This window comes from Pseudomonas sp. WS 5411 (genome assembly GCF_012985595.1).
Lineage (GTDB): Bacteria > Pseudomonadota > Gammaproteobacteria > Pseudomonadales > Pseudomonadaceae > Aquipseudomonas > Aquipseudomonas shahriarae.
The window spans coordinates 366,722-387,620 of record NZ_JAARMC010000002.1 but is presented as its reverse complement, the minus strand read 5'-3'; the positions used below and the strand labels follow the sequence as shown (position 1 = coordinate 387,620).

Genomic DNA, 20,899 nt, shown 5'->3' with positions numbered 1-20,899 from the left:
TCTCGCCCGAGGTTGCACCGATGTCTCAGGAACCGCTTGCACGAGAAGCAGAGGTAGCCGCGTTTCGCGATGCTGTCTTGACCAAACTCACTTATGCGGTGGGCAAGGACCCCGATCACGCCTTCGACCACGACTGGTTCGAAGCCATTGCCCTGGCGGCGCGCGACCATATGGTCGAGCACTGGATGGACCACACCCGGCGTATCTACCGCAGCGGGCAGAAGCGGGTGTACTACCTGTCCCTGGAGTTCCTGATCGGCCGTCTGCTGTTTGACAGCCTGAGCAACCTCGGCCTGTGGGAGGTGGCGCGCGAAGCTGTCGGCGAGTTGGGTGTGGACCTGGAGCGCATTCGCCTGCTGGAGCCCGATGCGGCCCTGGGCAACGGTGGCCTGGGGCGCCTGGCCGCGTGCTTTATGGAAAGCATGTCGACCCTGGGCATTGCCGGCCATGGTTATGGCATTCGCTACGAGCACGGGCTGTTTCGCCAGGCGATTGTCGATGGCTGGCAGCAGGAACAGACCGAGCGCTGGCTGGATTTCGGCAACCCCTGGGAGTTCGAGCGCGCCGAGGTGATCTACCCGATCGGTTTTGGCGGCAGTGTCGAGACCGTGCTGGATGCGTCCGGCAAGTCGATCCAGGTCTGGTCGCCCAATGAAACCGTGCGCGCGGTGGCCTACGACACCCCGGTGGTCGGCTGGCGCGGTGCCAGTGTGAACACCTTGCGCCTGTGGCGCGCGCGGGCCGTGGAAGACCTGCACCTGGAGCGTTTCAATGCCGGCGACCATTTGGGCGCCGTCGCCGAAGTGGCCCGTGCCGAAAGCATCTCCAGGGTGCTTTACCCGGCCGACAGCACCGAAGCGGGGCAGGAACTGCGCCTGCGCCAGGAATACTTCTTCGTCTCGGCCTCCCTGCAAGACCTGCTGCGGCGCCACAAAAACATGCACGGCTCGGTCCTGAGCCTGGGCGAGCACGCGGCCATCCAGCTCAACGACACCCACCCGTCCATCGCCGTGGCTGAGTTGATGCGCCAGTTGGTCGACTTGCACGATATTGCCTGGGAGGCGGCCTGGCAGGTCACGGTGGAGACGCTGTCCTACACCAACCACACCCTGCTCCCCGAAGCCCTGGAGACCTGGCCGGTGGGCCTGATGGAACGCATGTTGCCCCGGCACATGCAGATCATCTACCTGATCAACGCCCAGCACATTGATTCGCTGCGGGCCAAGGGCATCCACGATTTCGATGTACTGCGCGCCGTCTCGCTGATCGAAGAGGACAACGGCCGGCGTGTGCGCATGGGCAACCTGGCGTTCCTCGGCTCCCATAGCGTCAACGGCGTGTCCGGGTTGCACACGCAGTTGATGCGCAGCACGGTGTTCTCCGAACTGCACAAGCTCTACCCCGAGCGTATCAACAACAAGACCAACGGCATTACCTTCCGCCGCTGGCTGTTCCAGGCCAACCCCAAGCTCACCGCGATGCTGGTGGAAGCCCTGGGCCCGGATATTCTCGACAATATGGAACAGCGCCTGGTGGAGCTGGAAACCTTTGCCGAGAAACAGGCATTTCGCAAAGCCTTTGCCGAGCAACGCCTGCACAGCAAGCGCGTGCTGGCCGATATCATCCATGAACGCCTGGGGATCGCGGTCAACCCGGCGGCGATGTTCGACGTGCAGGTCAAACGCATCCACGAGTACAAGCGCCAGTTGCTGAACCTGTTGCACACCGTCGCCCTGTACCAGGCGATTCGTGCCGAGCCCGAGGTGGATTGGGTGCCGCGGGTGAAGATCTTCGCCGGCAAGGCGGCGGCCAGCTATCACCAGGCCAAGCTGATCATCAAGTTGACCAACGACATCGCCCGTACGGTGAACAACGACCCGACCGTGCGTGGTTTGCTCAAGGTCGTGTTCCTGCCTAACTACAACGTCAGCCTCGCGGAAAACATCATCCCGGCCGCTGACCTGTCGGAGCAGATCTCCACCGCCGGCTTCGAGGCCTCGGGCACCAGCAATATGAAGTTCGGCCTCAATGGCGCATTGACCATCGGCACCATGGACGGCGCCAATGTGGAGATGCACGAGCGCATCGGCGGCGAGCATATGTTTATCTTCGGCCTGAGTGCCGAACAGGTGGAAGCGCGTAAACAGGCCGGTGAGTTCAGCGCCGCTCCCGAAATCGCCGCCTCCCATCGCCTGAACGATGTGCTGCAGGCGATTCGTGGCGGGGTGTTCTCGCCGGATGATCCAGGGCGCTATGTGGGGCTGATTGATTCGTTGATCGACTACGACCGCTTCCTGGTGTGCGCCGATTTTGATTCCTACTGGGACGCCCAGGCGCGGGTCGAAGCCCATTGGCATGACTCCAAGGAATGGTGGCGTTCGGCGGTGCTCAATACCGCGCGTACCGGGTGGTTCTCGTCGGACCGCACCATCCGGGAATATGCGACCGAGATCTGGAAAGCCCTGGACTAAACGCCGCAGGAGCAAAATGGGGGAGCGGGCTTGCTCGCGATAGCGGTACGTCAGTTAGCAAATAGGTGACTGATGCACCGCTATCGCGAGCAAGCCCGCTCCCACATGGGTTATGCGTCTATATACTGGGTCTCGGTTTGCTTAGGGATTTGGACCATGCAATGGATGTTCATGCTGATTGGCCTGGTGCTCGGCTGGGCGCTGGATGAATCGTTCAGTGATGCAGGCTTCGGTGCACTGCTGGGTTTGGGGATTGGCCAGGCCATTCGCCTGTCGCACCTCGGCAGTGCCCTGAAGGCGCTGGAGCAACGCCTCGCGCTGCTGGAAAAGCCGCCTCAGGTTGAACCGTCCATGGCCGAACCCGCGCCCGCCCCAGAGCTGGTCTGGGAGTTGCCCGCCGAACTGCAATCCACCCCGGCTCCCGAACCGAGCCCGCCGCTGCCGGACGACCTGTGGAAACCGGCCGCCGTTGCCCGCGAAGCTGAACCCGAAATCCCCCGTAGCCCCAACCTGATCGAACGTGCCATCGGCGCCGCGCGCAACTGGCTGCTGGGCGGCAATACCGTGCTGCGGGTCGGCGTGGTGCTGTTGTTCCTCGGCCTGGCATTTTTGCTGCGTTATGCCACCGAAGGCATGGTGGTGCCCATCGAGCTGCGCTACGCCGGTGTCGCTGCCTGCGCCCTGGGCTTGCTGGGCCTGGGGTGGTGGCTGCGCCTGCGCCGGGGCAGTTATGCGCTGATCCTGCAAGGCGCGGGCATCGCCGTGTTGTACCTGACGGTGTTCGCCGCCATGCGCCTGCACCCATTGCTCGATCCGAGCGCGGCACTGGGCCTGTTGGTGGCGGTGACGGTGTTTTCGGCGATCCTGGCGATTACCCAGGACGCCATCGGCCTGGCCTGCGCCGCCGCGCTCGGCGGGTTTGCCGCGCCAATCCTCGCGTCCACCGGCGAGGGCAACCATGTGGCGTTGTTCAGCTACTTCGCCCTGCTCAACGCCGGGATCCTCGCCATCGCCTGGTTCAAGGCCTGGCGCTTGCTCAATGTGATTGGCTTTGCCGGCACCTTCGGTATCGGGTTTGCCTGGGGTATTCGCTCTTACACACCGGAACTGCTGTGGAGTACCGAGCCGTTCCTGATTCTGTTTTTCCTGATGTACCTGGCCATCGGCTTGCTGTTTGCGCGACGCAAACTCCTGGAAACGGCCGACGCCCCGGCCGATGACAGCCGTGCCGCGCTGCTGCGCTGGTCGGCGGCCAAGGGCGATTATGTGGATGGCGGCCTGCTGTTCGGCCCGCCGCTTGTGGCATTTGGCTTGCAGTTCACCCTGGTGCAGCACTTGGCCTTCGCCCCGGCCTTCAGTGCGTTGGCATTGGGCATCATCTATATGGTCCTGGCGCGGGTGCTTAGCGGTGGGCGCACTGTGTTGCTGGCAGAAACCTGCCTGGCCCTGGGTGTGATCTTCGCCAGCCTGGCGATCCCGCTGGGCCTGGACGCGCGCTGGACCGCGGCGGCCTGGGCGGTGGAAGGCGCCGGCATCCTTTGGCTCGGTCTGCGTCAGCAACGCTCGTTGGCGCGGGCGTTTGGCCTGCTGTTGCAACTGGGCTCGGCGCTGGCGTTTCTCAGCGAACTGGACGTGGGCGAACACACGCTGCTGGACGGCGCGGCGCTGGGCGCCTTGTTGCTCGGCGTGGCGTTGCTGTTCAGCTTCCAGCAACTGCGCACGGCCGCGCTGGAGCAGACCTCGAAGTGGGAGCGCCAGGGCTTGCCGGTCCTGGCCGGCCTTGGCCTGGGTTTTGTGTACCTGCTGGCGCCGTTGCTGGTGGCCGAGCAGGGCACCGCGATCAGTTGGGCGCTGGCGGGACTGGTGACGGTGTTTGTCGGCGTGTCTATCGCTTCGCGCACCTTCCTGTTCTGCGCGCTTGGCGTGCAGGTGCTGGCGGGGGCTTTGGTTACGCTGACATCCTGGGGTGGCGAAGAACTGCCGGCGTTCCGGCATATCGGTTTCTGGGCGCCGATGGTGGTCGGGTTGGCCGCATTTGTCGGCGCCTGGCGCTTGCGGGGCAGTGATCGACGACTCAAGTTGCCCCATGTATCCAACGGCCTGCTGGCCTGGGGCGCGGCGTGGTGGGTATTGGCGCTGAACCACGAAGTGCTGCGTTTCACCCCGCCAGAGCTGCAAGCCACCTTCCTGTTGGCGGCGGCAGCGGCCAGTGCAGCGCTGTGGACGTTGTTGGCGTTGCGCTTGCGCTGGGCAGCGCTGGGCACCCTCTGCCTGTTACTGATGCCGGCGGTGGCGCTGGTGGTATTGGTGTCGTTGCATCGCTATTACCACCCGGCGGCCGAATGGGGCTGGTTGGCCTGGCTTGCGGTGTTCGCCGTGCATTTCATCGCGCTGCGTTATTTGGCCGACCTGGCGGCGGCAAAAGCCTTGAGCGTCGCCCACGTGCTGGGCTGCTGGATGCTGATCGGCATGCTGGCCCTGGAATTGCGCTACGGCCTGTTGGTGCTTTCGGTGCAATACAACGCCTGGCGCTGGCTGGGCTGGGCGATTTTCCCAAGCCTGTACCTGATAGCCATTGCTGTGCCGCGCCAGTGGCCGTGGCCGCTATCGGCTTATTCACGCGAATATCGCCTGCTGGCCGCGCTGCCGTTGGCCGCGCTGATGCTGGTGTGGTTCTGGTTGGCGAATATGTTCAGCGACGGCACGGCCAGGCCATTGCCGTATGTGCCGTTGCTCAACCCCTTGGATCTTGGCCTGCTGTTTGCGCTGCTGGGCGTGTACCTGTGGGCGCGCAGCGCGGCGCCGCAACTGGGCGGCCGCACCCCGTGGATTGCCCAGGGCGTTGCCGGGGTCTCGCTGTTTGCCTTCTTCACCGCACTGGTGATGCGCGCAGCGCACCATTGGGGCGGCGTGCCGTTTGATCTGGATGCGTTGCTTGACTCGATGCTGGTGCAGGCCGGGCTGTCGATTGTCTGGACCCTGATTGCCCTGGGCCTGATGATCGGCGGGCACCTGCGCAATCGCCGGGAAGTGTGGCTGGTCGGCGCGGTGCTGATCGGCGTGGTGGTCGCCAAGTTGTTCCTCGTCGAGTTGAGCAACCGTGGCGGGCTGGAGCGGATCGTGTCGTTTATCGGCGTGGGCGGGCTGTTGCTGGTGGTGGGCTATTTCGCTCCGTTGCCGCCCAAACGCAGCGAACCTGAGATTCAAACCCAAGGAGCGTCCTCTTGATCGGCAAACTGAGCATTGCACTGGTGGGCCTGTGCGCCGCGTTATCGGCGTCGGCCGCAGAAGGCCCCGCAGACTTCACCGCCAAAGTGCCGCTGACGGTCAGCGGCGAAGGCCCCTGGTATCGCCTGGAGTTGCCGCTGGCGGTGCAATTGAGCGCCCGTCAGGCCGATCTCAGTGACCTGCGGGTGTTCAACGCGGCGGGCGAGCCCCAGGCATATGCATTAGTGCGGCAGTCGCCCGCAAGCGCAAACAACCTGGCCCGGCTGAAGGGCTTCCCGCTGTATGCCGCCGACAACGCCAGCGACAGTGTGCCCAGCGTGCGCGTGCAATCCAGCGCCACGGGCACCCTGGTGCAGGTGCAGCCGTCCAGCGAGGCGCCGGCCGGCGCGCAGGTGCGACGCGGCTGGCTGCTGGATGCCAGTGCAATCAAGGCGCCGTTGCAAAAACTGATCCTCGATTGGGCTGCCGAGCATGATGGCTTCCAGCGTTTCAGTATCGAAGCCAGTGACGATTTGCAGCACTGGCGCTCCTGGGGCGACGGGCAGGTGGCGCGCCTGGCATTTGCCGACGAACGGGTGGAGCAGCGTGAAGTCGCCTTGCCAGGGCAGCCAGCGCGCTACCTGCGCCTGCTATGGCAAGGCCAGGCCGCGCCCGAGTTGACCTCCATTGAAGTGCAGAGCACCAGCAGCCTGCCGTTGTCGCTGGTGTGGTCCGAGCCATTGGCCGGCAGCAGCCTGGAGCCTGGGCAGTACAGCTGGCAGTTGCCTGGCGTGTTAAGCATCGAGCGGGTGCGCGTTGAGTTGCGCCAGCCCAACAGCCTGGCGCCGGTGGGTCTGCAAGGGCGGCAGGACAGCAAGCAGGCATGGCAGCCATTGAGCCGTGGTTTGCTCTATCGGTTGACGCAGGGCGGGCAAGAAGTCACCCAGGATCAATTGCAGTTGCCGGGTTACCCGGTACGGCAACTCAAGCTGGACGTAGACGAGCGGGGCGGTGGCCTGGGCGCGCAGGCGCCGGCGTTGAGTTTTGCTGTGCGGGCCACGCAAGTGGTGTTCCTGGCGCGGGGCGAACCGCCGTTTACCCTGGCGCTGGGCAACCCGTCGGCCAAGGCTGCGAACCTGCCGTTGACGACCCTGATTCCCGACTACCAACCCCAGCGCCTCGCGGCTCTGGGCCAGGCTCGGGTCGATGGCGAATGGCACGCCAACCCGCCAGCCGCGCCAAATGCCGCAGGTATCAACTGGCAGACAATCGGCCTGTGGGCCGTATTGCTGCTGGGCGTAGCGGCACTTGGGGCGATGGCCTACAACCTGTTGCGCAAGCCGCCTACCAGGCCCTGAGCCGGGGCCTACATGAACTCTGTCAGGGTTATCTCGTCTGATAGGAGGAAATGCGCCCCGACTCGCGCTAAACTGCGCGGGTTTTTAGCCCCCCATTCTCCGGAGCCGTCCATGTCCCGCGTTACCCTGAGTCGCTATTTGATTGAGCAGACCCGCAGCAACAACACCCCTGCCGATCTGCGCTTCCTGATCGAAGTGGTGGCGCGTGCTTGCAAGGAAATCAGCCACGCCGTGTCCAAAGGCGCGCTGGGCGGCGTCCTGGGCAGCATGGGCACTGAAAACGTGCAAGGCGAAGTGCAGAAGAAACTCGACGTGATTTCCAACGAAATCCTGCTCGAAGCCAACGAATGGGGCGGTCACCTGGCCGGCATGGCGTCCGAAGAAATGGACAATGCCTACCAGATCCCGGGCAAATACCCTAAAGGCGCGTACCTGTTGGTATTCGACCCGCTGGACGGCTCGTCGAACATCGACATCAACGCGCCAGTCGGCACCATCTTCTCGGTACTGCGTTGCCCTAACGAATACCTGAGCCAGAACGAAGCGCTGAACGAAAAGGCCTTCCTGCAGCCAGGCACCGAGCAGGTTGCTGCCGGCTATGCGATCTACGGCCCACAGACCATGCTGGTGCTGACCCTGGGTGATGGCGTCAAGGGCTTTACCCTGGACCGCGAAATGGGCAGCTTTGTGCTGACTCACGAAGACATCTCCATTCCTGCCTCGACCCAGGAATTCGCGATCAACATGTCCAACCAGCGCCACTGGGAAGAACCGGTCAAGCGCTACGTCAACGAGTTGATGGAAGGCGAAGAAGGCCCGCTGAAGAAAAACTTCAACATGCGCTGGGTGGCCGCGATGGTTGCCGACGTACACCGCATCCTGACCCGTGGCGGTCTGTTCATGTACCCACGCGACAGCCGCGAGCCGTCCAAGCCAGGCAAACTGCGCCTGATGTACGAAGCCAACCCGATGTCGTTCCTGGTTGAGCAGGCGGGCGGTGCGTCGACTGACGGCCACCAGCGCATCCTCGACATCCAGCCTGAAGGCCTGCACCAGCGTGTGGCGGTGTTCCTGGGGTCCAAGGAAGAAGTGGCGCGTGTGACGGGTTACCACAAGGCCTAAGGCCTTCTGTAGGAGCAGGCTTGCTCGCGAAGTATTCCCGGCGCAGCGCTGCGTTGGCTGGATGTTTTTCGCGAGCCGGCTCGCTTTTACAATGAATCATGCGCCAGACCAAGGCCCCGAAACGTTTCAGCGATTCGGGGCTTTTTTTGTTTTTGCCTTGCGGGAACCAGACCCCCCTTTTCCCTTCTAAGCTTCTGGCAGACCCCCACTGCTGCGTGTCCCTCCAGGAGCTCTACCATGTCGTTACGCCGTCTCGCCCTCTTGTGCTTTTGCGTGCTGTTGGCCGCTTGCAGCAAGGTCACCCAGGAAAATTACCAGAAGCTCTCGGCTGGCATGGCCAAGGCCGAGGTGGAGTCGCTGTTGGGTAAGCCCACCGATTGTTCTGGCGCACTGGGCATGTCCAGTTGCACCTGGGGCGATAAAAACAGCTTTATCAGCGTGCAGTACGCCGGTGACAAAGTTCTGATGTTTTCCGGGCAAGGCCTGAAGTAAACCGGGGCGCAAGCCTGCGGGAGAAGAAGAATGATGCGTTTTGTTTTATACCTTTGCGCCAGCCTGTTTTTGGCAGGCTGCGCCAGCCATTCTGGCGATGATCTGCAACCCAAGACTGTCGGCAGCGTCAACCTCAAGCGTTACCAGGGCACCTGGTACGAACTGGCCCGCCTGCCCATGTACTTCCAGCGCAACTGCGCGCAATCCGAGGCCCGTTACTCCCTGCTGCCGGATGGCGACATGTCAGTGTTCAATCGCTGCCTGACCACCGAGTGGAAGTGGGAAGAAGCCAAGGGCACGGCCACGCCGCAGGTCCCGGGCAAGACCGACAAGCTGTGGGTCGAATTCAATAACTGGTTCACCGCGTTGCTACCGGGCGTGGCCAAGGGCGATTACTGGGTGTTGTACGTCAGCGATGACTACAAGACCGCCATCGTCGGCAGCCCGAGCCGGCGCTATATGTGGCTGCTGTCACGCACGCCGACCGTCAGTGCCGACACCCGCGAAGACCTGCTGAGCAGGGCGCGCCAGCAGGGTTACGACACCACACGTTTGATCTGGCGTACGTCGGACAAGCAGATGGCCAAGACCTCGCAGTAATGCGAAACAAAGGGCGGGTTTTTTAATAAACCCGCCTTTTTTTTGCCCTCAGGTTCTGGCCGTGGCGGGGTGCAGGTATGCAATGGATCGATCAACCGTGGTCTTGGCGATCTCCAGTAAATGCCACACCGCCAACACCTTTGCCCGTTCGGGGCTTTGCAGCATCTCTCCACAATCGAGCGCCGTCGCTGACGCACTGTCCAGCAGGCTGGCGGTGTAGAGCAGGGCGTCTTCGAAGCTCAAATCGTCGCGGGCACTGTGAGCATCTTGGGTCGGCAGGTAGTGGTCGATGGCGCGGTTGAAGGCGGCGCGGTCTTTGGCGGGGTCGCTGGGTGGGTCGGGGACAATTTTATGCATGGTGAAGCTCCTTGTGAGAATCGGAGCCGGTCCGTCGCGACTAAACGAAGGGTGGCGGCTGTACGCAGGTTAGTCGACCGGCCACAAGGAATCCGGCGCACCCGAGGGTGCCCTGCGCACAGCCGCCATAAAACTTCATGTGACCATGCGCCTTGTGATGTGCCGGGCGACTAAACCCGATCACTGATGAGCAGTGACAGACCGCAGGCTAGCCATCGAATCCAACAGGCACAAGGCGGCAGGGATTGTCTCGGAAACGTCCTGCAATTTAAAGGGACACGCCTTGCTGGCCCTTTACAAACCATGACCAACACTCCCACATGGGTTATGGGTTGTTCTTAAGACAACAAGTCTCTCAGGACTTGCGTGAAGGCCCGGCTGCTCTCTTCCTCGCCCGCATGATGCCCATCGCGCACCACCCACTGGCCGTTGACCAACACATCACGCACCTGCCGATCACCCCCGGCAAACAGCCAGCGGTTGAGAATCCCGTCTGCACTGGCCGTCGCCAGGTACGGATCATTGCCGTCCAGCACCAGCCAGTCTGCACGCTTGCCGACTTCCAGGCGACCAATCGGTTGCCCCAGCGCCTGGGCGCCGCCGTCCAGTGCTGCGTCATACAGGGTGCGGCCGACCATCGGTTGATCGCTGCGATACAGGCGGTTGCGCCGCTGGTCGCGCAGGCGCTGGCCGTATTCCAGCCAACGCAGTTCTTCGACCACGCTCAATGACACATGGCTGTCCGAACCAATCCCCATGCGCCCGCCCTGGGCCAGGAAATCCACCGCCGGGAAAATCCCGTCGCCCAGGTTGGCCTCAGTGGTCAGGCACAGCCCGGCAATCGCCCGGCTGTTGGCCATCAATGTCACTTCGTCGGAGTTGGCGTGGGTGGCGTGCACCAGGCACCAGCGCTGGTCGACGTTCACATTGTCATACAGCCATTGCAGCGGGCGCTTGCCACTCCAGGCCAGGCAGTCATCGACTTCCTTTTGCTGTTCGGCGATGTGGATATGCACCGGGCAGCTCTTATCGCTGGCGGCCAATACCGCGCTGATCTGTTGCGGGGTCACTGCGCGCAATGAGTGGAAACACAGGCCCAGTTGCTGCGCCGGTTGCGCGGCCAGGATCGGTTGCAGGCGCGCTTGCAGCTCCAGGTAGTTATCGGTGCTGTTGATAAAGCGGCGCTGGCCGTCGTTCGGCGCCTGGCCGCCAAAGCCCGAGTGGCTGTAGAGCACTGGCAGCAAGGTCAGGCCGATCCCGCTGCTGGCCGCCGCCTGGCTGATCTGGCGCGACAGTTCGGTGGGGTCGGCGTAAGGCTGGCCGCTGATGTCGTGATGCACATAGTGGAACTCGGCGACCGAGGTGTAGCCGGCCTTGAGCATCTCGATATACAGCTGGCGGGCGATGACCTGCAATTGCTCGGGGCTGATCTGGCCGACCATGCGGTACATCAGGTCGCGCCAGGTCCAGAAACTGTCATTGGGGTTGCCGGCGACCTCCGCCAGCCCCGCCATGGCCCGTTGAAACGCGTGGGAATGCAGGTTCGGCATGCCGGGTAACAACGGGCCTCTCAGCCGCTCGGCGCCGCCTGCACTGGCATTGGCCATCACGTTGGTCAGCAGGCCATCGGCGCTGACTTCAAGGCGTACATCAGTGGCCCATCCATTAGGCAGCAGCGCGCGTTCGGCAAAGAAAGCGGACATGATCAAGGCACCCCGGTCGTGTGTTTATTTGTATATACATATACAGACGTTTGCCTGCTCGGTAAACTCCGGCAATCTATGCATCTTTTCCCCCTGCAAGGATTCCCCGTGCCGACTCCGCCCGCCAAGTCCCCGCTGGCTGCCCACATGGACGAAAGTCCGGCGCCCTTGTATGCCCGCGTCAAGCAGATGATCAGCCAGCAGATTCTCAACGGCAACTGGCCGCCGCACTATCGCGTGCCGTCGGAAAGCGAGTTGGTCAACCAACTGGGCTTTAGCCGAATGACCATCAACCGGGCCCTGCGGGAGCTGACCGCCGAAGGTCTGCTGGTGCGCATGCAAGGCGTCGGCACTTTTGTCGCCGAGCCCAAGAGCCAGTCGGCGCTGTTCGAGGTGCATAACATCGCCGATGAGATCGCCTCCCGCGGCCATCGCCACACCTGCAAGGTGATTACCCTGGGCGAAGAAGCCGCCGGTTCCGAGCGCGCCGTGGCCCTGGAAATGCGTGAAGGCGGGCGGGTGTTCCACTCGCTGATCGTGCACTACGAAAACGATATCCCGGTGCAAATCGAAGACCGTTTCGTCAACGCTTTGGTGGCACCGGAATACCTGCAACAGGATTTCACCCAGCAAACCCCGTACGCCTATCTCAACCAGGTGGCGCCGCTGACCGAGGGCGAGCATGTGGTGGAAGCGATCCTGGCCGACCCGCAGGAATGCAAGCTGCTGCAGATCGAGACCGGCGAGCCTTGCCTGCTGATTCGCCGGCGCACCTGGTCCGGGCGCCAGCCGGTGACTGCCGCACGCCTGATCCACCCCGGTTCCCGCCATAGCCTCGAAGGACGTTTCAGCAAATGAGTGCAGTCAAGGTCTGGCGTGCTGCCGATTACGTACGCATGCCGTGGAAAAACGGCGGCGGCAGCACCGAAGAAATCACCCGTGATGCCGGCCACGGCCTGGAAGGTTTTGGCTGGCGCCTGTCGATTGCCGATATCAGTGAGTCGGGCGGCTTTTCCACGTTTGCCGGGTATCAACGGGTCATCACCGTGATCCAGGGTGCGGGCATGGTGCTGACCGTGGACGGTGAAGAGCAGCGCGGGTTGTTACCGCTGCAACCGTTTGCCTTCAAAGGTGAAAGCCAGGTGGTGTGCCGCCTGATCACCGGGCCGATTCGCGACTTCAACCTGATCTACGCGCCCCAGCGTTACCACGCACGTTTGCAGTGGGTGGATGGGGTGCAGCAGTTTTTCAGTTCCGCGAACACTGTGCTGGTGTTCAGTGTGGCTGATGAGGTGAAGGTGCTGGGCGAAGTGCTGGGCCATCATGATTGTTTGCAGGTGGACGGTAACAGTGGCTTGCTGGATATCAACGTGACAGGCCGCTGCTGCCTGATCGAACTGACCGCACGCGATTAAATCTGTGGGAGCTGGCTTGCCTGCGATTGCGGTGTGTCAGACAAGTGGCTATCGCAGGCAAGCCAGCTCCCACATGGATATGTAGAGGCTGCACAATCTGTTTCCAGGCCCGCACCAAGTTGTTACCGAATGCCCCAGCATGGCGCAATGCCCTGCCTTTGTAGCAATCCTCCAGCGCTTCAAATCACCCCTTTCAGAAATTTCATAAAGCCTTTAAGCCTTTATTTCCAAGGCTTACACGCGCCTCGGCAATAAATCTTCAGCACGGACTTCCCAAGTTGGCAGTCAGATTGCATATGCTTGTATGTACAAGTAAAGGTGTGTGCATAAGAGTCGCTAAACATCCTCTTCGCACCATCGTGTTCGCGCATCGATTGCTGAGGAGTTTTTTGTGACTGACTTTTCCCAGAACAAACCTACCAAGTACCGCGACGTTGAAATCCGCGCCGCCCGTGGCAACACGCTCACCGCCAAAAGCTGGCTGACTGAAGCGCCGCTGCGCATGCTGATGAACAACCTCGACCCGCAAGTGGCCGAGAACCCGAAAGAGTTGGTGGTGTACGGCGGTATCGGCCGTGCGGCGCGTAACTGGGAATGCTACGACCAGATCGTCGAAAGCCTGACCAACCTGAACGACGACGAAACCCTGCTGGTGCAATCCGGCAAGCCGGTCGGCGTGTTCAAGACCCACAGCAATGCCCCGCGTGTACTGATCGCCAACTCCAACCTGGTACCGCACTGGGCCAGTTGGGAGCATTTCAACGAACTGGATGCCAAGGGCCTGGCCATGTACGGCCAGATGACTGCCGGCAGCTGGATCTACATCGGCAGCCAGGGCATCGTCCAGGGCACCTACGAAACCTTCGTTGAGGCCGGTCGCCAACATTACGACAGCAACCTCAAAGGCCGTTGGGTGCTCACTGCCGGCCTCGGCGGCATGGGCGGCGCCCAACCGCTGGCCGCGACCCTGGCCGGCGCGTGCTCGCTGAACATTGAATGCCAGCAGGTCAGTATCGACTTCCGCTTGAACAGCCGTTATGTCGACGAACAAGCCAGCGACCTCGACGACGCCCTGGCGCGCATCGCCAAGTACACCAAGGAAGGCAAGGCCATCTCCATCGCCCTGCTGGGCAACGCTGCCGAAATCCTCCCGGAACTGGTCAAGCGCGGCGTGCGCCCGGATATGGTCACCGACCAGACCAGCGCCCACGACCCACTCAATGGTTACCTGCCAGCCGGCTGGACCTGGGAGCAGTACCGCGCCCGTGCCAAGACCGAGCCGGCTGCCGTGATCAAGGCCGCCAAGCAGTCGATGGCCGTACACGTCAAGGCGATGCTGGACTTCCAGAAGATGGGCGTACCGACCTTCGACTACGGCAACAACATCCGTCAGATGGCGCAGGAAGAAGGCGTGGAAAATGCCTTCGACTTCCCAGGCTTTGTACCGGCCTACATCCGCCCGCTGTTCTGCCGTGGCATCGGCCCGTTCCGTTGGGCGGCACTGTCGGGCGACCCGCAGGACATCTACAAGACCGACGCCAAGGTCAAAGAGCTGATCCCCGACGACGCCCACCTGCACAACTGGCTGGACATGGCCCGCGAGCGCATCAGCTTCCAGGGCCTGCCGGCGCGCATCTGCTGGGTTGGCCTGGGCCAACGCGCCAAGCTCGGTCTGGCATTCAACGAGATGGTACGCAGCGGCGAACTGTCGGCACCGGTGGTGATCGGCCGTGACCACCTGGACTCCGGCTCGGTGGCCAGCCCCAACCGCGAAACCGAATCCATGCAGGACGGTTCCGATGCCGTGTCCGACTGGCCGCTGCTCAACGCCCTGCTCAACACCGCCAGCGGCGCGACCTGGGTTTCGCTGCACCACGGTGGCGGCGTGGGCATGGGCTTCTCCCAGCACTCCGGCATGGTCATCGTCTGCGACGGCACCGACGAAGCCGCCGAGCGTATTGCCCGCGTGCTGCACAACGACCCGGCCACCGGGGTGATGCGTCATGCTGATGCGGGTTACCAGATCGCGATTGATTGCGCCAAGGAGCAGGGCCTGAACCTGCCAATGATCAAGTAACGCCTGGCTCGGTTTCTGTGGGAGCTGGCTTGCCTGCGATGCGGGCGACTGGGTCTGTCAGGCAGGCCACAGTGATGCAATCGCAGGCAAGCCAGCTCCCACATTTGACCCGTTGTGTATTTGAAACATGTTTGAGCCGCACCACCGAAAACAATCCATTAGAGGTTGAACACCCATGGCTGCAAAAGACGCGCGTGCAAGCTCCACCCCGTTGATCGAAAGGCGTTCGATCGACTACATCCCGGAAGCGGAAAGACACGGTCGTCTATTGAGCCAGTTCACCCTGTGGATGGGCGCCAACCTGCAAATCACCGCGATTGTCACCGGGGCCCTGGCCGTGGTGCTGGGCGGTGATGTGTTCTGGTCGTTGATCGGTCTGTTGATCGGTCAACTGCTGGGCGGCGGCGTGATGGCGTTGCATGCGGCGCAAGGGCCCAGGCTTGGCCTGCCGCAGATGATTTCCAGCCGGGTGCAGTTCGGTGTGTATGGCGCAGCCATCCCGATTGTGCTGGTGTGTTTGATGTACCTCGGTTTCACCGCCACCGGCACGGTGCTGTCCGGCCAGGCGCTGGGCCAGTTGTTTGGGGTCAGCGACAGTGTCGGCATTCTGATTTTCGCCAGTGTCATCGTGCTGGTCACGGTGCTCGGTTACCGGGTGATCCATTTCATCGGCCGTGTCGCCAGCGTCATTGGCGTGATTGCCTTTGTCTACCTGTTCAGCCGCCTGATGAGCCAGACCGACGTTGGCGCACTCCTGCAAATCCGCCACTTCAGCTGGAGCAGCTTCCTGCTCGCGGTGTCGCTCGCGGCCTCCTGGCAAATCGCCTTTGGGCCTTATGTGGCTGACTATTCCCGCTACCTGCCGCGCAACACGTCCTCGGTGAAAACCTTTCTGGCCGCAGGCGCAGGTTCGGTCATTGGCGCCCAGGTGGCGATGATCCTCGGCGTGTTTGCCGCTGCGATGTCCAATGGGAAATTTGCCGGTAACGAAGTGGCCTACATCGTAGGTCTGGGCGGCACGGGGGCCACGGCGGCATTGCTGTACTTCAGCATCGCATTCGGCAAGGTCACCATCTCCACGCTGAACTCCTACGGCAGCTTTATGTGCATTGCGACCATCGTCAGCGGCTTTCGTGGGCGCATGGAGGTCACGCGCCTGCAGCGCCTGGTTTTCGTGCTGCTGATCGTCGGTGCGGCGACCCTGATCGCGTTGCTCGGCCAGCACTCGTTCCTCAGTGCGTTCAAGTCCTTCATCCTGTTTTTGCTGGCGTTCTTTACACCCTGGAGCGCGATCAACCTGGTGGACTACTACTGCATCACCCGCGACCGCTATGACGTGCCGGCACTGGCCGATCCGAACGGTCGCTACGGCCGCTGGAACCTGCTGGGTATCAGCGTCTATGTGTTCGGGGTGCTGGTGCAGTTGCCGTTCATCGCCACCAAGTTCTACACCGGCCCCCTGGTGGCCAGCCTGGGCGGGGTGGATATTTCCTGGATCATCGGCCTGGTACTGCCCGCCGCCCTGTATTACGTGTGTGCAAAAAAATGGCACGGCGCAATGCCTGAACGACTGATTTTGCCGATAGAGCAGGGCGCTACAGCTATAGCTACCCCTAAAAACAACGGGCTGATTACACAAGCCTGATGGGACGTGGACAAGGCAGGATGCCTTTTGACTGCCGTAATCCATTTCATGATTGGGAGCGTCACATAATGAGAATGCATAAGACCCTGCTGACCCCATTGCTCGCCGCCGGCCTGTTGGCCAGTGCTGGCGCCACCCAGGCGGCCGGTTGGTGCGAGTCGGGCAAACCGGTGAAGTTCGCCGGCCTGAACTGGGAAAGCGGCATGTTGCTGACCGACGTCCTGCAAGTGGTCCTGGAAAAAGGCTACGACTGCAAAACCGATAGCCTGCCGGGCAATTCCATCACCATGGAAAACGCCCTGGGCAGCAACGATATCCAGATCTTCGCCGAAGAGTGGGTTGGCCGTAGCGAAGTGTGGAACAAGGCCGAGAAGGCCGGCAAGGTCGTGGGTGTCGGCGCCCCTGTGGTCGGTGCGGTTGAAGGCTGGTACGTGCCGCGCTATGTGATCGAAGGCGACACCAAGCGCAAGCTCGAAGCCAAGGCCCCGGACCTGAAAAACATCGCCGACCTGGCCAAGTATTCTGCGGTGTTCAAGGACCAGGAAGAGCCCGCCAAAGGCCGCTTCTACAACTGCCCGGCCGGCTGGACCTGCGAGCTGGACAACAGCGAAATGCTCAAGAGCTATGGCCTGGAAAGTTCCTACACCAACTTCCGCCCTGGCACCGGCCCGGCGCTGGATGCGGCGGTGCTGTCGAGCTACAAGCGTGGCGAGCCGATCCTGTTCTACTACTGGTCGCCGACGCCGCTGATGGGCCAGGTGGACCTGGTCAAACTCGACGAAAAACCCGGTGTGGATAAACGCGTGACCATCAAGGTCGGCCTGTCCAAGACTTTCTACGAGCAGGCCCCGGAACTGGTGGCGGTGCTGGAGAAGGTCAACCTGCCCATAGACCTGCTCAACCAGAACCTGGCGCGCATGAGCAAAGAGCGCATTGATTCGGCGAAGCTGGCGAAGATCTTCCTCAAGGAGCACCCGCAGGTTTGGCACGCCTGGGTCAGTGAAGACGCAGCCAAGAAAATCGACGCGGCCTTGTAGGCCCAGTGCCCCCGGCTACCCTGAACAGGCAGCCGGGCACCCGGCCACACTCCACTGGATCGAGAGCACGTTATGTTTCCTGAGAGTTTTACGTTTTCCATCGCCGACTGGGTCAACGGTTGGGTCGATGCACTGGTGACCAATTACGGCGATGTGTTCCGGCAGATCTCCGACACCTTGCTGTGGGCCATCGTCAACCTGGAAGGCCTGCTACGCGCGGCACCCTGGTGGCTGATGCTGGCGATAGTCGGCGGCGTTGCCTGGCACGCCACCCGCAAGGTGCTGACCACGGCGGTGATCGTCGGCCTGTTGTTCCTGGTGGGTGCGGTCGGCCTGTGGGACAAGCTGATGCAGACCCTGGCGCTGATGATGGTGGCCACGGTGATCTCGGTGCTGATCGGCATTCCCCTGGGCATTCTCTCGGCGCGCAGCAATCGCCTGCGCTCGGTGTTGATGCCGCTGCTGGACATCATGCAGACCATGCCCAGCTTCGTGTACCTGATCCCGGTACTGATGCTGTTTGGCCTGGGCAAGGTGCCGGCGATTTTCGCCACGGTGATCTACGCCGCGCCGCCGCTGATTCGCCTGACCGACCTGGGCATTCGCCAGGTGGACCGGGAAGTGATGGAAGCCATCAATGCCTTCGGCGCCAACCGCTGGCAGCAACTGTTTGGCGTGCAACTGCCGCTGGCCCTGCCGAGCATCATGGCCGGGATCAACCAGACCACCATGATGGCCCTGTCGATGGTGGTGATCGCCTCGATGATCGGCGCCCGTGGCTTGGGTGAAGACGTATTGGTGGGCATCCAGACCCTTAACGTCGGGCGCGGCCTGGAGGCTGGCCTGGCGATTGTGATTCTCGCAGTGGTCATCGACCGCATTACCCAGGCCTATGGTCGTCCACGGCATGAGGCGAGCAAATGACTACTGTCAGCAAGATCGAAGTGAAAAACGTATTCAAGATTTTCGGTGCGCGTGAGCAGGAAGCCCTGGCGCTTATTGGCCAAGGCCAGACCAAGGACCAGGTGCTGGCACAGACCGGTTGTGTGGTGGGCGTGAATGACCTGTCCCTGAGCATCGGTACCGGCGAGATCTTTGTGATCATGGGCCTGTCGGGTTCCGGCAAGTCCACCCTGGTGCGCCACTTCAACCGCCTGATCGACCCCACCAGCGGCGCGATCCTGGTGGACGGCGAAGACATCCTGCAACTGGATATGGAAGCCCTGCGCCAGTTCCGCCGGCACAAGATCAGCATGGTGTTCCAGAGCTTCGGCCTGCTGCCCCACAAGAGCGTGCTGGACAACGTCGCCTATGGCCTGAAAGTGCGCGGTGAAACCAAGCCAGTGTGCACCGAGCGTGCATTGCACTGGATCGAAACCGTGGGCCTGAAGGGCTACGAAAGCAAATACCCGCACCAGTTGTCGGGCGGCATGCGCCAGCGCGTGGGCCTGGCCCGGGCCCTGGCGGCCGACACCGACATCATCCTGATGGACGAGGCGTTCAGCGCCCTTGACCCACTGATCCGCGCCGAGATGCAGGACCAGTTGTTGGAGCTGCAAAAGACCCTGCACAAGACCATCGTGTTTATCACCCACGACCTGGATGAGGCCGTGCGCATCGGCAACCGCATCGCGATCCTCAAGGACGGCAAGTTGATCCAGGTCGGCACGCCGCGGGAGATCTTGCATTCGCCGGCGGATGAGTATGTGGACCGGTTTGTTCAGCGGCGGGCGGCGGTGGTCTGAGCGGGGGTTTGTGGTGAGTTGGCTGGCCTCTTCGCGAGCAAGCCCGCTCCCACAGGGGAACGCATTCCAAATGTGGGAGCGGGCTTGCCCGCGATGAGGCCGGCAAGGCCGCAAAAATTTGAAGAAGGTATGAAGATGTCCCAGGCTAAAAAAATCATCATCGCCGACACCCCCCTGCACTGGCAGGACGTGGTTGCCGTCGCGCGCTTCGGCGCCGAACTGGAGCTGTCGGGCCCGGCCTGGGCGCGGATCGACAATGCCCAGGCCATCGTGCAACGCATCGTCACCAGCGGCGAGCGGGCCTATGGCGTCAACACCGGCCTGGGCGCCTTGTGCAATGTGTCGCTCAAGGGCGAGCAACTGAGCCAACTGTCGCGCAACACCTTGCTCAGCCACGCCTGTGGTGTGGGCGCGCCGCTGAGTGATGAACAGACCCGCGCGATCATCTGCGCGGCCATCATCAACTTCAGCCAGGGCAAGTCCGGCCTGCATCCGCAGGTGGTGCATTCGCTGCTGGCGCTGCTCAACCATGGCATCACCCCGCATGTGCCGTCCCAGGGCTCGGTGGGCTACCTGACCCACATGGCCCATATCGGCATTGCCCTGCTGGGTGTGGGAAATGTCAGCTATCGCGGCCAGATTGTGACGGCCCAGGCGGCGCTCGCCGCCGAAAGCCTGCAGCCGGTGGTGCTCGGCGCCAAGGACGGCCTGTGCCTGGTCAATGGCACGCCATGCATGAGTGGCCTGAGCTGCCTGGCCCTGGCCGATGCCCACCACTTGCTGCAATGGGCCGATGTGATCGGCGCCATGAGTTTTGAAGCACAGCGCGGGCAGATCGACGCCTTCGACGAGCAGATCATCGCCCTCAAGCCACACCCCGGCATGCAGCAGGTCGGCAGTAACCTGCGGGCCCTGCTCGAGGGCAGCGAGGTGATTGCCGCCAGCCGTGGCATTCGTACCCAGGACGCGCTGAGCATCCGTTCGATCCCCCAGGTCCACGGCGCCGCCCGCGATCAACTGGAGCACGCCACCCGGCAGATCGAAACCGAACTCAACGGTGCCACCGACAACCCACTGCTGCTGGGCACGCCGGACAACTACCGCGTGGTGTCCCAGGCCAACCCCCACGGCCAGTCCGTGGCGCTGGCGGCGGATATGCTGGCCATCGCCATGGCGGAAATCGGCTCCATCGCCGAGCGCCGCCTGGACCGCCTGATCAACCCCCACGTCAGCGGCTTGCCGGCATTCCTGGTGAGCAATCCGGGGGTCAACTCGGGGATGATGATCGTGCAGTACGTCGCCGCTTCCCTCTGTGGGCAGAATCGCCAACTGGCGCAGCCGGCAGTGCTCGACAACTTCGTCACCTCGGGCCTGCAGGAAGACCATCTGAGCATGGGCACCAACGCCGCGCTCAAGCTGCACTCAGTGTTGGCAAACCTCACCCAGATCCTCGCCATCGAATACCTGCTGGCGGCCCAGGCCTTTGAGTTCCTCAAGGCACAAGGCTTCGGCGCCGGCACCCACACCGCCTGGCGCCTGCTGCGCGAGCACGTCCCGGCCTATGAACAGGACCGTTGGTTGGCGCCGGACATCGCGACCACGGCGGCACTGCTCAAGAACACCGATTTGTTGAACCACGCTTTACCGAATTTGCACTGAACCCTATTTCA

The 20,899-nt window shown here is 62.4% G+C and carries 16 protein-coding genes; 14 read left to right on the top strand and 2 right to left on the bottom strand.

Features of this window, described 5'->3' with window-relative positions:
* Positions 1-20: 20 nt before the first annotated feature.
* The 6 genes from HBR93_RS05535 to HBR93_RS05510 all read left to right on the top strand — a co-directional run bounded on the left by HBR93_RS05535 (position 21) and on the right by HBR93_RS05510 (position 9,250).
* Complete coding sequence (locus HBR93_RS05535; RefSeq protein ID WP_115127180.1) at positions 21-2,471, top strand: glycogen/starch/alpha-glucan phosphorylase; 2,451 nt, start codon at positions 21-23, stop codon at positions 2,469-2,471.
* Positions 2,472-2,627: 156 nt separating this feature from the next.
* Positions 2,628-5,699 (top strand): DUF2339 domain-containing protein, encoded by a 3,072-nt coding sequence (locus HBR93_RS05530; protein ID WP_169959943.1) that lies wholly within the window; start codon positions 2,628-2,630, stop codon positions 5,697-5,699.
* A complete protein-coding gene (locus HBR93_RS05525; RefSeq protein ID WP_169960033.1) occupies positions 5,699-7,036 on the top strand; it encodes a DUF3999 domain-containing protein in 1,338 nt (445 codons plus the stop codon). Before HBR93_RS05530 ends, HBR93_RS05525 begins: the two co-directional genes overlap by 1 nt.
* Positions 7,037-7,147: 111 nt before the next feature.
* A complete protein-coding gene (locus HBR93_RS05520) occupies positions 7,148-8,158 on the top strand; it encodes a class 1 fructose-bisphosphatase (protein ID WP_057437154.1) in 1,011 nt (336 codons plus the stop codon).
* 237 nt (positions 8,159-8,395) lie between these two features.
* Complete coding sequence (locus HBR93_RS05515) at positions 8,396-8,650, top strand: lipoprotein (RefSeq protein ID WP_038445326.1); 255 nt, start codon at positions 8,396-8,398, stop codon at positions 8,648-8,650.
* Between the two features lie 30 nt (positions 8,651-8,680).
* The gene (locus HBR93_RS05510) at positions 8,681-9,250 is read left to right on the top strand and encodes a lipocalin family protein (protein ID WP_032862264.1); all 570 of its coding nucleotides are present in this window, start codon (positions 8,681-8,683) and stop codon (positions 9,248-9,250) included.
* 48 nt (positions 9,251-9,298) lie between these two features.
* On the opposite strand, the gene HBR93_RS05505 is transcribed toward HBR93_RS05510, so the two are convergent.
* Both HBR93_RS05505 and HBR93_RS05500 read right to left on the bottom strand, forming a co-directional pair.
* Complete coding sequence (locus tag HBR93_RS05505; RefSeq protein ID WP_169959942.1) at positions 9,299-9,607, bottom strand: hypothetical protein; 309 nt, start codon at positions 9,605-9,607, stop codon at positions 9,299-9,301.
* A 338-nt stretch (positions 9,608-9,945) separates the two neighbouring features.
* Positions 9,946-11,310 (bottom strand): formimidoylglutamate deiminase, encoded by a 1,365-nt coding sequence (locus tag HBR93_RS05500; RefSeq protein WP_169959941.1) that lies wholly within the window; start codon positions 11,308-11,310, stop codon positions 9,946-9,948.
* A 147-nt stretch (positions 11,311-11,457) separates the two neighbouring features.
* On the opposite strand from HBR93_RS05500, the gene hutC reads away from it, so the two are divergent.
* The 8 genes from hutC to hutH all read left to right on the top strand — a co-directional run bounded on the left by hutC (position 11,458) and on the right by hutH (position 20,888).
* Positions 11,458-12,168 carry a histidine utilization repressor gene (gene hutC, locus HBR93_RS05495; RefSeq protein WP_233093227.1) on the top strand — a complete coding sequence of 237 codons (711 nt, stop codon included), beginning with the start codon at positions 11,458-11,460 and terminating at the stop codon, positions 12,166-12,168.
* Positions 12,165-12,725, top strand: a complete 561-nt coding sequence (locus tag HBR93_RS05490) for a HutD family protein (protein WP_169959939.1) — start codon at positions 12,165-12,167, stop codon at positions 12,723-12,725. The genes hutC and HBR93_RS05490 overlap by 4 nt, the downstream gene beginning before the upstream one ends.
* Before the next feature lie 391 nt (positions 12,726-13,116).
* Positions 13,117-14,802: a urocanate hydratase gene (gene hutU, locus HBR93_RS05485; RefSeq protein WP_057437164.1), complete on the top strand. Its 1,686-nt coding sequence runs from the start codon at positions 13,117-13,119 to the stop codon at positions 14,800-14,802.
* A gap of 175 nt (positions 14,803-14,977) precedes the next feature.
* Positions 14,978-16,447 (top strand): cytosine permease, encoded by a 1,470-nt coding sequence (locus tag HBR93_RS05480; protein WP_169959938.1) that lies wholly within the window; start codon positions 14,978-14,980, stop codon positions 16,445-16,447.
* Between the two features lie 68 nt (positions 16,448-16,515).
* Positions 16,516-17,484 (top strand): ABC transporter substrate-binding protein, encoded by a 969-nt coding sequence (locus HBR93_RS05475; protein ID WP_169959937.1) that lies wholly within the window; start codon positions 16,516-16,518, stop codon positions 17,482-17,484.
* Positions 17,485-17,556: 72 nt separating this feature from the next.
* Positions 17,557-18,408, top strand: a complete 852-nt coding sequence (locus HBR93_RS05470) for a proline/glycine betaine ABC transporter permease (protein WP_057437170.1) — start codon at positions 17,557-17,559, stop codon at positions 18,406-18,408.
* Positions 18,405-19,229 carry a glycine betaine/L-proline ABC transporter ATP-binding protein gene (locus HBR93_RS05465; RefSeq protein ID WP_120731304.1) on the top strand — a complete coding sequence of 275 codons (825 nt, stop codon included), beginning with the start codon at positions 18,405-18,407 and terminating at the stop codon, positions 19,227-19,229. Before HBR93_RS05470 ends, HBR93_RS05465 begins: the two co-directional genes overlap by 4 nt.
* Positions 19,230-19,364: 135 nt before the next feature.
* A complete protein-coding gene (gene hutH / locus HBR93_RS05460; protein ID WP_169959936.1) occupies positions 19,365-20,888 on the top strand; it encodes a histidine ammonia-lyase in 1,524 nt (507 codons plus the stop codon).
* Positions 20,889-20,899: the final 11 nt, after the last annotated feature.